This window comes from Pseudoalteromonas sp. P1-26 (genome assembly GCF_001401795.1).
Lineage (GTDB): Bacteria > Pseudomonadota > Gammaproteobacteria > Enterobacterales > Alteromonadaceae > Pseudoalteromonas.
On record NZ_LKDX01000027.1, the window covers coordinates 1 to 15,211 of the forward strand.

Annotated in this window: 12 protein-coding genes; 5 read left to right on the forward strand and 7 right to left on the reverse strand. The window is 42.7% G+C overall.

Annotated features, from left to right (window positions below):
* Positions 1 to 87 precede the first annotated feature (87 nt).
* Positions 88 to 2,109, reverse strand: a complete 2,022-nt coding sequence (locus AN394_RS13570) for a S9 family peptidase (RefSeq protein ID WP_055021763.1) — start codon at positions 2,107 to 2,109, stop codon at positions 88 to 90.
* 162 nt (positions 2,110 to 2,271) lie between these two features.
* On the opposite strand from AN394_RS13570, the gene AN394_RS13575 reads away from it, so the two are divergent.
* The 4 genes from AN394_RS13575 (at position 2,272) to AN394_RS13590 (ending at position 5,391) form a co-directional block, all read left to right on the forward strand.
* Positions 2,272 to 2,649, forward strand: a complete 378-nt coding sequence (locus AN394_RS13575; protein WP_055021764.1) for a VOC family protein — start codon at positions 2,272 to 2,274, stop codon at positions 2,647 to 2,649.
* A gap of 307 nt (positions 2,650 to 2,956) precedes the next feature.
* Positions 2,957 to 3,412 (forward strand): hypothetical protein, encoded by a 456-nt coding sequence (locus AN394_RS13580; protein ID WP_055021765.1) that lies wholly within the window; start codon positions 2,957 to 2,959, stop codon positions 3,410 to 3,412.
* Positions 3,413 to 3,844: 432 nt separating this feature from the next.
* On the forward strand, positions 3,845 to 4,105 hold the full coding sequence (locus tag AN394_RS13585) for a hypothetical protein (RefSeq protein ID WP_054553385.1): 261 nt from the start codon (positions 3,845 to 3,847) through the stop codon (positions 4,103 to 4,105).
* Positions 4,106 to 4,407: 302 nt separating this feature from the next.
* The gene (locus AN394_RS13590; RefSeq protein WP_055021766.1) at positions 4,408 to 5,391 is read left to right on the forward strand and encodes a WD40 repeat domain-containing protein; all 984 of its coding nucleotides are present in this window, start codon (positions 4,408 to 4,410) and stop codon (positions 5,389 to 5,391) included.
* A gap of 56 nt (positions 5,392 to 5,447) precedes the next feature.
* Here the strand turns inward: AN394_RS13590 and AN394_RS13595 are convergent, their stop codons facing one another.
* The 5 genes from AN394_RS13595 to AN394_RS13615 are packed head-to-tail and all read right to left on the reverse strand — an operon-like array spanning position 5,448 to position 10,548.
* Positions 5,448 to 6,305: an aminotransferase class IV gene (locus AN394_RS13595; protein WP_055021767.1), complete on the reverse strand. Its 858-nt coding sequence runs from the start codon at positions 6,303 to 6,305 to the stop codon at positions 5,448 to 5,450.
* A gap of 2 nt (positions 6,306 to 6,307) precedes the next feature.
* Positions 6,308 to 7,171, reverse strand: a complete 864-nt coding sequence (locus AN394_RS13600) for a glutamate cyclase domain-containing protein (RefSeq protein WP_055021768.1) — start codon at positions 7,169 to 7,171, stop codon at positions 6,308 to 6,310.
* On the reverse strand, positions 7,156 to 7,887 hold the full coding sequence (locus tag AN394_RS13605) for a 5-oxoprolinase subunit PxpA (protein WP_055021792.1): 732 nt from the start codon (positions 7,885 to 7,887) through the stop codon (positions 7,156 to 7,158). The genes AN394_RS13600 and AN394_RS13605 overlap by 16 nt, the downstream gene beginning before the upstream one ends.
* A 6-nt stretch (positions 7,888 to 7,893) precedes the next feature.
* The gene (locus AN394_RS13610; protein ID WP_054563164.1) at positions 7,894 to 8,691 is read right to left on the reverse strand and encodes a putative hydro-lyase; all 798 of its coding nucleotides are present in this window, start codon (positions 8,689 to 8,691) and stop codon (positions 7,894 to 7,896) included.
* 48 nt (positions 8,692 to 8,739) lie between these two features.
* On the reverse strand, positions 8,740 to 10,548 hold the full coding sequence (locus AN394_RS13615) for a glycoside hydrolase family 3 protein (RefSeq protein WP_055021769.1): 1,809 nt from the start codon (positions 10,546 to 10,548) through the stop codon (positions 8,740 to 8,742).
* A 350-nt stretch (positions 10,549 to 10,898) separates the two neighbouring features.
* On the opposite strand from AN394_RS13615, the gene AN394_RS13620 reads away from it, so the two are divergent.
* Positions 10,899 to 13,763 (forward strand): FAD-binding and (Fe-S)-binding domain-containing protein, encoded by a 2,865-nt coding sequence (locus AN394_RS13620; protein ID WP_055021770.1) that lies wholly within the window; start codon positions 10,899 to 10,901, stop codon positions 13,761 to 13,763.
* 59 nt (positions 13,764 to 13,822) lie between these two features.
* Here the strand turns inward: AN394_RS13620 and AN394_RS13625 are convergent, their stop codons facing one another.
* Entirely contained in the window at positions 13,823 to 15,010 is a 1,188-nt protein-coding gene (locus AN394_RS13625; RefSeq protein ID WP_055021771.1) for an acyltransferase family protein, read from the reverse strand.
* Positions 15,011 to 15,211: the final 201 nt, after the last annotated feature.

Consider the following 15,211-nt stretch of genomic DNA (forward strand, 5'->3'; position numbering starts at 1 on the left):
CAACTCGCAACTCGCAACTCGCAACTCGCAACTCGCAACTCGCAACTCGCAACTCGCAACTCGCAACTCGCAACTCGCAACTCGCAACTACTTACTATGTTTATCAAACCACCATTGAATATAGGCTACTTTGGTCATCAGGTTTGATGGGCGCGCGGTAATACCATGTGAGGCATTAGGAATACGCACCATCGCTGTATCAACACCTTGTAGCTTTAACGCTTGGTAAAACTGCTCGGTTTCAGAAATCGGCGTACGATAGTCTGATTCACCGGTTAACAGCATAGTTGGTGTTTTTACATTGCCCACATAGCTAATAGGTGAGCGCTTCATATAATGTTCAATATTGTCCCATGGTTTACCTGGGAACCAATAGTCAGCAAAGAAAGGGTAGAAGTCAGCAGTTAGTACAAAGCTGATCCAATTGATAACAGGTTTAGCAACAACAGCTGCTGCAAAGCGGTCTGTATGACCCACAATCCATGCAGTTAAAACACCACCACCTGAACCGCCGGTAACAAACAGCTTACTCTCGTCAATAAAGCCCTTATTGATGGCAGCATCAACACCTGTCATTAAGTCATCAAAGTCATTACTTGGGTAGTTATGATGAATTGTTTGCGCAAATTCTTTGCCGTATGAGTCACTGCCGCGCGGGTTCATATAAAGCACAACATTACCTTTGGCTGCGTATAATTGTACTTCAGGGCTAAAGTGAGGGCCGTAGTTTGCAACAGGACCGCCGTGGATCTCTAAAACAAGTGGGTACTTTTTGTTTTTATCAAAGCCCGGTGGGTAAGCAATCCAACCTTGAATAGCCAAGCCATCGTGGCTTGATTTAACCCAAATTTCTTCAACCTTAGCCAGCTCTTTGTCGCCCAGTGCATCTTCGTTTAATTGTGTTAAACGCGCGGTTTTACCACGCTTAATTAATGCTACATCAGCTGGACGCTGGGTATCTGCAAGTGTGAATGCAACTTCACCATCTTCGCTCACATCAAAGTCACCACCTGAATATGGGCGACCAAAGGCGACGCTCCCAATCTCTGAGGTAATTACCTTATGTTTACCACTACGCGGCTGGTAAGCTAGGTGTGTTTTGCCTTCGCTATCGTAGCTAAAATAAAGACCTCTGCCGCTATCATCCCATTTTATATCTTCGACACTACGGTCTAAATCAGCAGTGAGTACTGAGGTTTTTCCTGATTTCAAATCAAGTAAATAAATGTCGCTGTTTTCATAGTTAGTCTTTTTGTCGTCATAGCCTGTGTATGCCAGATAACGACCATTTGGCGAGACTTTTGGGCGTGAATCTGGGCCTTTACGGTCTGTTATTTGGGTAATTGAACGATCCGCTAAGCTAAGTTTATAGATTTCAGATTCAGTTGGGTGTAATTCATTATCTTCATAACGATTAGCCGAAAAATAAAACGCATCGCCTTTTTCGTTAAAGCTAATAGCACCACCATGATCAAAATCACCAGCGCTCAATTGACGTGCATTGCCGCCCGTTGCACTGATGATAAAAAAGTGACGATAACCTTTTTCAGAGTAGCCACCGCCATCGGCACGGTAAAAGGTATCGTCAATATATTTAGCTGGCTCTGCCCACTTAGCGCCTTCAGGCTTACCCGGTAAAGATACTGGGCTTGCTGATTTTGCTGGCACAAACTGGCTAAACACCAATTGTTTACCATCTGGCGTCCAAGTTAATCCGCCAGGGCTTTGCGTTAGGTTACTAATTTTTGCTACGTTACCGGTTTTTAACCATTTTACATAGATTTGGCTGCTACCATCTCGGGTAGAAATAAACGCTAAACGAGTTTCATCTGGTGACAATACCGGAGAGTAATCCATATGCACGCCAGACGTTAGCGGTAGCATGGTTTTACCATCTGGGTTTACTGACCAAATATTACTGACTTTACGGTCGCTTTTGATATCCATGCGATTACGCACAAAGTAAATTGTATCGCCATTTTTTGTCATTTCTATTTGGTTGGCGTATTCAAGATCAAAAACATTTTCAAGTTGAAAGGTATTGCTAGCTCCTGCATGGCTGTAAAAGCTGGCTGCTGCAAGCAGTGCTAAAGACGTTTTAAACTTCATTTTATTTCCTTGTTAGTGAGCAGAAATTAGGGCGTGTTAACCTGTTATAAAGTAACAACCATCAGAAATATAGTCCATTGCGATGAATGGAGAAATCAATAGACAGATGGTCATTTCCCTTTTATTTTGAGTACAGACACTTTTAAACGTAAGGAGCACACAATGATAGGTTACACCATGTTAGGCACTAACAACCTAGCTAAAGCAGTAAAGTATTACGATGAATTGTTCGCCACTCTAAACGCCGAGCGCTTTTTAGAAACTGACCGCTTTGTGGCATGGAGCACTGGTCAAGATAAGCCCGGTTTTGCGGTTACCAAACCTTATAACGATGAAAAAGCCACAGTAGGTAACGGCACTATGATTGCTCTGGCAGTCGAAACCCCAGCCCAAGTAGATGCCTTTTATAAGAAGGCCATAGAATTAGGTGGCACAGACGAAGGCGCCCCCGGCCCACGCGAAATGCCCGGCTTTTATGCGGGATACTTTAGAGACTTAGATGGTAACAAACTTAATGTGTTTTGTTTTACGCATGGGTAAAGAAAGTTAGCAAGGGGAAAGTTAGAAAGAGTAAAGTTTACAGGCGCTAGGCTCTAGGTAACAGGGCCTAGCTTATGTAGCTTTATGCCGCGTAACTCTTAACTTTACTTTGGCTCTATGCTTACATGGCGTGCCAGTAACATCGTGTAATATCTGGCAACTTCTATTCTACATTCAGTAAGCAAAGTCCTTTATTCGATATTTTAAACTCGATACCTGAAGAGCTGGGGCCGTATATAATGGGCTAGAAACAAATAGCAGAGGACTGGGATATATATCATGTGTTTATTAACAAAGAGGTGGGTTGATGTATAAGCAGAGTGATATCAAATCATTAAGTTGGCAAGAGCATGTTATTCAGAGAAGCAATTTGTATTTTGGTACTAATGGACCTTGTCCAAAAGTTATTTCTGCAAATATAGCTGAGGGTGCATTAATTTTAGGGGCTGAATCAGTTGAAATAAAGAAAGTTGCTAAGTTTTGGTGCATTTGTGCAAATTTTGATTGGCTAAACGCTAAAAATGAAAATGGTGTTTATGGGGCTAAGATATTTAATCAATTTTGCCCATTCCAGGAGGCTGGTTCAAATTCTATTCGTTTTGAATGTATGGCATTTTTATTTTCTAAAACACTGATCCTTTTAAGTAAAAATGATGTAACGTTAATTAAAGGGACTGAGGATGATTTAGAACTTTTTACTAATACTTTAAGTCAGCTAAAATATAACGAAGTAGTCATTGCTTTTGAGTTTTCACCTGAATAGAGAAACATCAAAAAAATCGACTGTTAATTGTGAATCTGTTTCAAGCACTAACTAGAACAATAGATCTCATGGTAAGCAAAGCGAACTTTTTAGAAAACGCGCTAAAGCACGACCTACAAGTCGCAAAAAGTCGCGCGAAATAAATTTCACGCCTACAAGAAAATCGTGGGGTTATCGTAAGTAGAGATGGGGGAGCTGTTGTTAGGCGCTAAAGCACCCCCTTCCTCACATCTCGGCCCTCGCGCCTTAAAAACACTCACCACTCCAAAGTTGTATTTATTTTAGGAAATAGTTGTCTTTTTCACTATTTATTGGTGGAAATATCAACTATGCTTTTGCGTGAATACTTTATTGTATTGATTTATATGAGGTTATATTGTTGGTTCGATAATTGCTCCAGTCTTTTTACCAACACTTTTAAAGGAAATAAAAATGAAAAATACGCTAACCCTTACCCTTCTTGCTGTACTGCTTTTGGTTCTGTATTCACAGTTTACAGAATTAGCCTATAAATTTGGTTTTGCTGAGCTCAAACTAAATGCGGTTTTGGAAAACAGTGAACATATGAAAGTAAAGTGTGATGCATACTCACTAGGCTTTTTTGATGAAATAAAACTTCAAAATAAATTTCAAAAATGCATCAATGATTATGAAGCTGAAGGCTACGAAATCGTGAGCAGAACAGACCAATAATCGTTTTGAGTAAGCGCCATGCTCGCATGGCGCGCCGCTGCATCGCACAACTGCCAGCGCTTCGCGCGAAATAAATTTCACGCCTACAAGAAAAGCGTAGGGTAATCTTAAGCTGTGATTAGGAAGCTGTTGTTCGGCGCTAAAGCACCTCCTACCTCGCATCTCGCACCTCGTCCCTCGCATCTCGACTTTTAATCTGATGGCTGACGGTTGAAAGCTGACAGCTAGTTCCCCTACCAACTTCCGCTTATTTTCATTACACTGCTCCAATACAAAAATAATTATAAAAATTGAGAATGATCATGACGTCGAAACTTTTTAAACCTCTTGCTTGTGTATTTGCACTGAGTCTTGTGGGTTGTGGTGGAGGTGAGGTGTTTACTGCCCCTGCTAGTAGCGAATTTGCCCATGGCAATGAGCTACTAAGTGCTACGGCGCTAACCGAGGATGCGAGTCACGCGTTAGTGGCAACCCAATCTGAGGTGTGCGTTTGGGATAATCAGTTAAAAGCGCGTCTATACGATTGTATAACAGGGCAGGGCGCTGAACATGTTGAGCTTGCAGGCTTTAGCGCTAACAAATCTCGTTTTTTCATTTCAAATCGATTATCGGTGACTTTATACGATACTCGCACTGGGCGTAGTATTGGTACTTGGCTTACCGGGCAAGAAATCGCCAGAGACATCGCTATTTCAGCCGTAGGCGATACGTTGGTTATCGCTTATCGTAGTGGCAAGGCTGAGGTAATAAATACCCGCACAGGCGATACTAAGCGTTTTGATATTCATCGTTTAGATATCAATAGCGTGGCGTTATCGGCTGATGGGCAGTGGGCGTTTACCGGCTCAAGCGACAAGTACGTTAAGCTTTGGTCAACAAGTGATGGTAGCACTCGCTTTGAAGAGCGTTTAGCGACCAGAGTGAATCACGTTACTTTAAATAAAACAGCAAGCTTGGGCTTTGCAATTGACTCGGTTGATGATCGTGTATTTTTTGATTTAGCTAATAAAAAAGAGCTATCAGAAGTGGCCTCATACTCTAACTTTATTGAATTCACTGCATCGCAATTTATTAATCAAGATAAATGGCTATTAACGGGCTCACCAAAAATGAAGATGCGTTTATATCGCGTTGCAGATGGTGAATTAATCGCAGAATACGAAGCTAAACAACAGCGCCAGCGAACGTCGGTACTGAGTGTGGCTTACGATGGTAAGCAACTATATTCAGAAACCAGTGATGGCCTATTGCAAGTTTGGCCATTTGATAAAATAAGCACTAAATAACATTAAAAACAAAAACGCCTACTTTAAGTAGGCGTTTGTTTTAAACTGCAATTAAATTAGTAATCAAACTTATGCTTGGTAAACAAGCTTTGCACTTGTTGCCAAACTGCACCAGGCTTACCATCGCCAACTAACTTGCCATTTACTTTTACAACTGGGCCAACTTCTTTAGTGGCGCTGGTGATCCATACTTCGTCGGCATCAAGTAATTCTTCTTTACTAATAATGCGCTCTTGCACGTTAAAGTCACTGTAACTGTGAAGAATATTGAGGATTAACCAGCGGGTGATCCCCGGTAAAATTTGGTTATCAAGTGGTGGCGTGCTGATCACACCATCTTTAACAATAAACACATTACTTGAACTGGCTTCGGTAATTTCTTCTAAGCGGTTAAATAAAATGGTTTCTTTGTTACCCGCTGCTGCACCGTGCTGGTAATGGATAACGTTGCCAAGCAGTGCCGTTGATTTAATATGGCAACGTTGCCAGCGACGGTCTTGTTCAAGCGATACAGTGTAAGTCGTTGCGCTATCTATGTCGCTTTTTGGCTCTGCTGGAATTTCAAACGCAAACGCAAATACGGTCGGGGTAATATTAGTTGGGTAACCGTGGGCACGTTTAGTATCAGCACCGCGGCTCACGTGTAAATATATCCCTAGGTTATCACCTTGGTTTTTCTCGCATAAATCATTACAGATTTTACGCCACGTATCGGCACTGTAATCGAGCTTAATTTCAAGCTCGTTTAAACCGTTATTCATACGTTCAATATGTGCGCCAAAGCCAAGCATTTTGCCTTGGTATGATGGGATCACTTCGTAGATGCCATCGCCAAATAAGAAGCCGCGATCCATTGGTGAAATCTTTGCTTCATCAGCGCCAAGGTATTCACCGTTTAGGTATACCGTGCCCATTGTTAAACCTCATTCTCTGTCGTAAAGCCGCCAAGTTGGCGAAGCCGAGTTATTAATTGTTGACCATGCATTGCATGCAGGCCGTCTTCGGTGAGCTCATTTTTATGGGTGACGCCATCGACACTACCGCGCTCACTTAGGTAATGCAAAATATTGAGTGGCTCAATATCAGCCAGCAAATCGGTGTTATGCCAGCGACTTAAAAAGGCAATGAGTCCGTATGCTGCCCAGTTAGATACATCGGCAAGTAACAGCTCATCGCAAGGAGTTAAACAAGGAGTGATGTTTAGCGCTTGCATATGCTTTGCAAGGTTACCCATGCCTATTTCGTTACCGCCATCACCAATCGCTATGGTAGGGCAAGGTGCTTCTGTTACAAAAAAATCAAAGCAGCCGCAATGCTCCGAAATATCAATACCGCGCATATTATAATAACGCTGATGCTCGTTAAGCCCCGGGCGTTCTATTGATAAAACACAATCAGGTTTTAGCTGCTCAAGGGCTTTAATACTAAAAGTGTGTGCATTATCAATGCTATTAATTGGCAGCTCAAAACAGTTAAAGTCATTTTTCAAGGCACTGTAAAGGGGGTTGCCAGTAACCAAAATGGGCTGTTTATCAAGCTTTTCGAGTACTTTGTATAGTGCAATTGCACCAACAGGACCATCGGTTTCGAAAGTATTGTTAACCGCAAAGCCCGTACCTATCAACACAGTACCTTGTGCTTGATGAAGGTGTTTTGCTGCGCGTAAATACGTACCCGTAAGTTGTTTTGCGTATAAATGCTGCATTCCACGCGGGTTTTGTTCAACCATCATGGTTTCAATTTGTTGGCTGAGCGCAGCGTCGCTTAGGCTTGCTGACATAGTGCTTTGATCTCTTGAATGAGCGCAATACCCGCTTCATTATCGCCATGTACACATAGGCTATCGGCATTAAGTGCCAGCTGCTCACCACTTCGTGTAGTGACTGTGCCATGTGCAACTAACTGTTTAACTTGCGCCATTAGTGCCGCTTTGTCGTGTACGCTGCCCGCTAAAGAACGTGCAACAAGCTTACCTTCGTCTGTGTATTGACGGTCGGCAAACGCTTCTAAAATGAGTTCTAGTTGAAGCTCGTTTGCTTGTACTTTGTGTTTGGCTGCTTGGTTGGTCGCTAAAATCATTAATTTTAATGGCTTTGCATAACTTGCCACTGCGCGCATAACGATATTCATCGTTTGCTCGTCACTCATCATATCGTTATACAATGCACCATGCGGCTTAACGTATTCGAGCGTTAAACCATGTACTGCAGCCATACCATCAATTGCAGCAATTTGATAATGCAGGCAATTGGTCAGCTCTTTTTCGCTCATAGCCATTGAACGGCGACCAAAGCCTTGCTTATCTGGGTAACTTGGATGTGCGCCAATCATTACTTTGTGCTGCTTGGCGAGGGCTAGGGTGTTTGCCATCACATCGGCATCGCCAGCATGAAAGCCACAAGCAATATTTGCCATATCAATATGTGGCATAACTTGCTCGTCTAAGCCCATTTTCCACATGCCAAAGCTTTCGCCAAGGTCGCAGTTTAGTTTCATCGTCATTTATAACGCTGCCATTTTACTATTTGGAATATCGGTGATCAGCATGTGCCCCGGGCTATGCGTGATACAAAAATCAGGAGCCGCGTTGGCAATCGCAACTTGTGGAGTAACACCACAGGCCCAAAATACGGGCACTTCGCCTTCTTTAATGGTTACCGCATCACCAAACTCAGGTTTGTTGATATCTTTAATGCCAATTGCTGCAGGGTCGCCAAAATGCACTGGTGCACCATGTACACTTGGAAAACGGCTGCAAATTTGGATGGCACGAATGGCATCGGCAGGTTTCATTGGGCGCATACTCACAACCATATTGGCGTGGAAAATCCCCGCACTCTGACAAGCCATATTGGTCACATACATAGGCACATTTTTTTGCTCGCTGATATTTCTGATCTCAAGACCCGCGGCAATCAGCGCTTCTTCAAATGAGAACGAGCAACCAATTAAAAAGGTGACTAAATCGTCGCGCCAGTGACTCGAAATATCGGTCACTTCTTCAACCATTTGGCCATGTTTAAAGATGCGGTAACGAGGTAAGTCGCTACGAATATCAATGTCTTCACCAACCGTTGGCATATCGGTAACGCCCGGTATGCGGCTAGTTGCAATGATTGGGCAAGCTTTCGGGTTTGCTTGGCTAAACTGCAAAAAATCAAACGCGTATTGTTTAGGTAAAATCACTAAATTAGCTTGCACAAAGCCCGGTGCAAAGCCCGATGTATTGCCAGTGTAGTCACCCTCGCGTACCATTTTACGAATAGCCGCTGGAGTGGTTAAAGATGCATTTTTTTGCATGTGACTCTCCTTGAAATTAACACTTGCCCATTGTTGCTACAATAACACTCAGTTCAGGTCATTAATAGTAACGGGCAGCTGCCCTTTAGCAGGGGCTTTCCCTAGTAAAACGTTTGCCAGCGCTGTAAATGCAGGGCCAGCAATCTTTTCATCTGTATCTACATCTATATTGTAAGCATAGGTGGCAAGTACAGCATCGCCAAATTTTCCAAATTGGGCAATATCGTAAGGGGCACGCAAGCTTACAAATACGGTCTTTTTATGAGCTAATTTTGCTTGTTTTAGCAATGATTCTAATGCCGCTGATTGATCGGATTTAGCAATTGCAAACTCAGGGTTATCAGCTAAATCATCCATCCCGCCAACTTCAACAGCACTTTGTTTTGGAGACGCATTAGCGGCAATGATTATGTCGGCTTCGTTAATTTCTTTTAATGTTGCAAGCGGCTCATAACCTTGCAAACTCGTACAGCTAAAGCTGATTAACTTATCGGTGTTATCAATTAACGCCTGCTGCAGAGCATAGCATTTGCGGGTGTCTGGCATAATAATATGCACTTTACTGCCCGATTTAATGCTAAGCGGTAGGGTGTTTTTCTCGTTTTTCACTTCGGTGATAGCAGCTAATGCTAATTCGGCTTCTACTTTTCTATGGCTTTGATCACCGAGTAAAAGCTGCGCTTTTTTGATGGCTGCTTTGTCATCAAGCAACGAAGTGAGCTTAAACTTTTCTTTAAGTTTTAAAATGCGTGTAGCAGAAGCACTCATTTCGTTGGCATTTAACGTGCCGCGTTGTACTTCTTGTTCTAATCGCTCAATCAGGGCTTCAAGCACAGCTAAGTCTTTAGGGCTTCTGATTTCGATTGGCATCAGGGCAATATCAACACCCGCTGCAAAGGTATTTACTACCGCTTCAATTGGTTCAAAAAAGTGGCTGATCCCCGCCATATCGAGGGCATCTGTGATCACCACACCTTGATAACCGAGTTCATCACGTAATAAGTCGGTGATGATTTTGCGCGACATCGTTGCAGGTTTGATCATGGTTTTGCCTTCTTTACTAACAAACGTGCTGTCGTCGAGGGCAGGGTATTGGATATGGGCCGTCATGATCATACCCGGTTGTTGGTTTTTAATAATTTCTTTAAAAGGGGGGAGATCTTGCTGCCAAATGGTTTCTTTATCATGCATTACTTTTGGCAGGCCTGTGTGGCTATCTACATTGGTATCGCCATGCCCCGGAAAGTGCTTTAACGACGAAATAACGCCGTTGTTTTCAAACCCTGCCACTTGGGCACCGCCCAGTTTTGCAACCAATTGCGGATCTTCACCGTAAGAACGCACGTTAATAACCGGGTTATCCGGGTTCATGTTTACATCGACCGTCGGGGCATAGTTAACATTAACACCCAGTGCCAATAGCTCGTCGGCAATAATGCGGGCAGACTCAGTCGCGAAGTGGGTACCATGTTCTTTATAGGTTGCGCCAATCGACATGTTACCGGTAAACGACGTACCAACATCACGAGGAATTCGGGCAACTCGGCCACCTTCTTGGTCTATCGAAATAAACAGCGGTAAGCCTAACTCTGACTTAGCAGCGGCTTTTTGTAGGTCATTATTAAGTTTGATCACTTGCGGCACGGTATCGATATTTTCTGCAAATAAAATCACCCCACCAATATTATGTTTAGTGATGATATTCGCTAAATCGGCTGGCAGCTCTGTCACCGGTGTACGGCATTTTTGTTCACCCGGGTCTTGCTCGCAGTAATAACGTAGGTCAAGCATGAGCTTTTGCCCTAACTGTTGTTTTAAAGTTAATGCAGACTCAGCAAATGATGATTGTAATGGCATGAAACATCCTAATCCGATAACCAGTGACGATAGTGCAAACTTATTTAACACAGCAAGCTCCAAAGCAAAACGCTTATTTAGTTTTTAGAATAAATTATTCTTGATGTTAATGGGTTTTTAAATATAAATACAGTATTTTTTTGCTACCCTAGCGGTTTTTGAGTTCGACTGCAAAAAGCTAAGTTAGATCACCAAATAGGGCTAACAGGCTTAAATAACCAAACCTTTATGCTTATTAAAAGCGTGGCAAGTTGATAATTTATCAATTTAATGGGTCGCTTTTTAGTACAATTTAAAGTAATAATATATTCCATAATCATCAGCGTAAATATGACAAGCCTGGGGGCGAGATGGCTTTAACTCGATTACACGCATTTAAACAGCAAATTAAACCTTTTTTACCAGAGTCAGCATTAATAGAAGATTACTCGCGCCGCTATGCGTACGGAACAGACGCCAGCTTTTATCGATTAATCCCTGAATTAATTGTATTAGTTAGCAATCAAAATCAAGCAAGGCAAGTGATCATTGCCGCCAACGAACAACACGTACCCATCACATTTCGCGCCGCTGGAACGAGTTTATCAGGGCAAGCAATTACCGACTCGGTATTGGTTTTACTTTGCGATAGTTGGAGCAAGTTTGAAATCCTTGATGACGCTGAGGCAATACGCTTACAACCGGCAATCATCGGTGCTCGAGTAAATCAAGTATTAGCCCCGTTTGGTAAAAAAATTGGCCCTGATCCCGCTTCAATTAATAGCTGCAAAATAGCCGGAATGGCGGCAAATAATTCATCGGGCATGTGTTGTGGGGTAGCGCAAAACAGCTACCATACAGTAAAAGATATGACCCTCATTTTTGCCGATGGCACAGTGCTTAATACGGCTGATAGCCAAAGCTGTAATGCCTTTTTGCAAAGTCATAGCCCTTGGGTTGATGAGCTAATGAACCTGGTTGATAGCGTAAAGCAAAACCCCGATTTGAGTGAGCGTATCGCCCATAAATACCGTTTAAAAAATACCACGGGCTATGGTTTAAATGCACTGCTGGATTTTTCTGATCCAATCGAAATCATTAAGCACCTCATTATTGGCTCTGAGGGTACGTTAGCTTTTATCGCCGATATCACCTACCACACCGTGGTTGAGCATAAGTACAAACACACAGGTTTCTTTATTTTTGACGATATCAGCAAGGTGTGTGAGCTGGTACAAAGGCTTAGTGAGCTTGATGTTGCGGCCGTTGAACTACTCGATAAACGTGCTCTGATGTCGGTGTCTGAACACGCTATAATGCCAAAAGAGGTGGCTAGCTACCCTGAGCAATCAGCGGCACTGCTAATTGAGTTAAGAGCTGAAAATGCTCAGGCTCTCGATGCGCTCACAAAGGTCACCGAGCAACTTCTTGCTGAGTTTAAGCAAAGTCAACTGGCAGCGATTGAGTTTTCAGCAGACAGCGCCCGTAATGCGGCACTTTGGAATATCCGTAAGGGCACCTTTCCTGCGGTTGGCGCAGTGCGCGAAACTGGCACCACTGTAATTATTGAAGATGTTGCCTTTGCTCTTGATAAATTAGCTGAGGGCGTGAATGCGCTGCATCAATTATTTATTAAATATGGTTATGATGAAGCCATTATTTTTGGGCATGCGCTTGCCGGAAATCTGCATTTTGTATTCACCCAAGCTTTTGATACACCAGAGCAAGTAAGCCGATACGAACAATTTATGGCTGATGTGGCGAACTTAGTGGCGGTTGAACTAAAAGGGTCATTAAAAGCTGAGCATGGCACTGGGCGTAACATGGCGCCGTTTGTTGCTACCGAATGGGGAGACGATGGCTTTGCGGTGATGGTTGCGCTTAAAGCTTTATTCGATAAACAAAATATTCTTAACCCTGGGGTTATTATTAATCACGACAAAAATGCTCACACTCAGCATTTAAAAGTCATGCCAAAAAGTGATGATATTATCGATACCTGTATTGAATGTGGCTTTTGCGAAGTTGTTTGCCCATCAAAAGGGCTTACCTTAACACCGAGGCAGCGTATTACTTTATGGCGACACCGCACAGAGCTGCACAATCAATTACTTACAACCGAAGATGTAGCAAGCAAACAGAAGTTAAATCAAAAGCTCAGTGTTATTGAGGCTGACTTTAAATACCTTGGTATTGATTCGTGCGCGGCAACGGGTCTTTGTGGTCTTAAATGCCCAGTGGGGATAAACACGGGCGAATTTATAAAATCACTCAGAGCAGAGAAAGCCTCATCAAACAAGGTTGCGCGGTCATTATCACGCTTTGCTAGTAAGCATTTTGCGGTTGTTGCTACGGGTGCACGGTTTGGTTTAACCGTGATGCAGGTGCTTGAAAATGCAATCGGCAGCAGTAACCTTAGAAGCCTGAGTAAACCTGCTAATAAGTTGCTTGGTATACCGCTGTATTACTCGGCGTGGCCAAGGGCTGAGCAGCCAATTAATAGAAAACTTCACCAATCCCAACAAGCGAAAAAATTGGTGTATATGCCAAGCTGCGCAAGCCGAATTTTTGCGGCCGATAAACTTGCTGATGATAAGCGCCCACTACTTGATGTTATCTATTCTCTCGCTGCCAAAGCAGGCTATGAAGTGCTACTTCCGCAACAAGCCGATTCACTTTGCTGCGGTATGCCATTTGCTAGTAAAGGCTTTAATAAAGAGTCTAAAAACAAAAGTGAGCAGTTACTTACTGAGCTTGAGGCGCTTTCAAATAATGGCCAATACCCCATTGTTTTTGATGCCAGCCCTTGTGCCCTTACTACTCTAAATGCCGCGCAAAATACGGCACTCACAATTTATGAAAGTGCTGATTTTGCTGCCCAGCATTTACTGCCTAATTTACAAGTAACGCCAGTGAATGAGCCGGTAATGCTCCATGTTACTTGTAGTTCTAAGCGATTAGGTAAAGAGCAAAGCCTAGTATCACTTGCCAAGGCATGTAGTAATGAGGTGATTATTCCAGCTGATATTGAGTGCTGTGGTTTTGCCGGTGATAAGGGTTTTAACTTGCCAGCGCTCAATGGCAACGCGTTAAAAACCCTTAAACAACAAGTACCAAAAAACTGTAGTCGTGGCGTGTCTAATAGCCGTAGTTGCGAAATTGGTTTAACTGAACACAGTGGCATTAGCTACCAGTCTATTTTGTATCTACTCGATAAACAAAGCCATGCAATATAACAGGGCTTAATTGCTAATTTGATGAGCCAGTTGCTGACTGGCTCATCTATTTTTAAAGCTTACACTTTCCAAAAAATGCCTTTGCGGTAGCAGCTGTACATCACCCCATAAGACACCACTAAAAACAGCAGTGAAAAGCTAAAAGAAGCGAGGTAATCATTGCTGAACACTAATTGTATTAGGCCATAAATATAGCCTTTTAAACTGCTATCGCCGAGCGGGATCATAATTAATAGCCGTGCAAACACGCCTGCGAATATAAAAAATAATATTGCATTCGCACCAAATACAATAAACGGAGCGCCCCAGCTGCGCAGCTTATAAATATCTAAAATAGCACTGCACAGTGCATAGAAAATCGCTGCCAGCCCTGAGCTGAGTAGCATATAGCTCGGTGTCCATAAGGCTTTATTGATAGGCGTTAATGGCGAAATAGCATAGCCGGCAAGAACAGCTAATGTGCCCAGAAAGATAAGTGTACGGGCTTGTTTTTTAAGGTCGGTTTGCTTAGTTAAATAAACCGCAGCCAAGATACCGCTAAGCGCACTTGCAATGGCAGGCAGTGTTGAGAACAGTCCTTCAGGGTCAAATGGCAGTGGCTTAGCATTGGCATAATACAGGTGATGACTACCAAGTACGGCATTATCTATAAAGGCACTTAAGTTATTGCCATGTAACCATAAGCCACTCACTACCTTGCCGTTTGGCAAGGTATAAGGGATATAAAGCATGGCGGCGCCATAAAACAATAAAAGAGCGATGCAAGTAATGGCTATTTTCTTAGGCGATAAATAGAGAAAACAACACAGAGCAATTAAATACACCAAACCTATACGTTGCAGCACACCCAACACACGCAGCTGCAATAACTTGTCATCAAGCCAGCTAAAAGAAGGGTCTCGAAAGTTGTAATAAAACAAGGCTAAAAACCAACCGAGGGCAATGAGTTTAATGGTGCGAATAACCCCCGCTTTTAGTATTTGTTGATCACTGACCCCTTTAGTACGCAAGCTATTTACTGAAAGCGTGATAGACATGCCGACAATAAAAATAAAAAACGGAAAAATTAAATCGGTAGGTGTCCAGCCATGCCACTGTGCATGTTTCAAAGGCCAATACATCGCTCCCCAACTACCTGGGTTATTCACTAATATCATGGCAGTAATAGTCAAGCCCCGCATTACATCTAACGCCATGAGGCGATGTGAAGGGAGTTTGTTGATGATTTCAGCACAGTGTTGACGCATAGGAAAACTTTATTGTTGTTTTGTTTTTACAGTGTAATAAATTATTACATCAAAGCAAGCTGCTTTTTAAACAATAGAAATCCTATTTGTTAGCTGTTCTTTTAACAGAACTAAGCTTTATAGTTTATTAAATTCAACATGTTAAATAACGAGGGTTGTTGGTAAGTGGTTTTGATGCCGTTCATGTTTAACGAGTGCTTG

Bases quoted from the DNA above. Each gene is read 5' to 3' on its own strand.
- AN394_RS13570 (WP_055021763.1), bottom strand. From the start codon at position 2,109: ATGAAGTTTAAAACGTCTTTAGCACTGCTTGCAGCAGCCAGCTTTTAC.
- AN394_RS13575 (WP_055021764.1), top strand. From the start codon at position 2,272: ATGATAGGTTACACCATGTTAGGCACTAACAACCTAGCTAAAGCAGTA.
- AN394_RS13580 (WP_055021765.1), top strand. From the start codon at position 2,957: ATGTATAAGCAGAGTGATATCAAATCATTAAGTTGGCAAGAGCATGTT.
- AN394_RS13585 (WP_054553385.1), top strand. From the start codon at position 3,845: ATGAAAAATACGCTAACCCTTACCCTTCTTGCTGTACTGCTTTTGGTT.
- AN394_RS13590 (WP_055021766.1), top strand. From the start codon at position 4,408: ATGACGTCGAAACTTTTTAAACCTCTTGCTTGTGTATTTGCACTGAGT.
- AN394_RS13595 (WP_055021767.1), bottom strand. From the start codon at position 6,305: ATGGGCACGGTATACCTAAACGGTGAATACCTTGGCGCTGATGAAGCA.
- AN394_RS13600 (WP_055021768.1), bottom strand. From the start codon at position 7,171: ATGTCAGCAAGCCTAAGCGACGCTGCGCTCAGCCAACAAATTGAAACC.
- AN394_RS13605 (WP_055021792.1), bottom strand. From the start codon at position 7,887: ATGAAACTAAACTGCGACCTTGGCGAAAGCTTTGGCATGTGGAAAATG.
- AN394_RS13610 (WP_054563164.1), bottom strand. From the start codon at position 8,691: ATGCAAAAAAATGCATCTTTAACCACTCCAGCGGCTATTCGTAAAATG.
- AN394_RS13615 (WP_055021769.1), bottom strand. From the start codon at position 10,548: ATGCCATTACAATCATCATTTGCTGAGTCTGCATTAACTTTAAAACAA.
- AN394_RS13620 (WP_055021770.1), top strand. From the start codon at position 10,899: ATGGCTTTAACTCGATTACACGCATTTAAACAGCAAATTAAACCTTTT.
- AN394_RS13625 (WP_055021771.1), bottom strand. From the start codon at position 15,010: ATGCGTCAACACTGTGCTGAAATCATCAACAAACTCCCTTCACATCGC.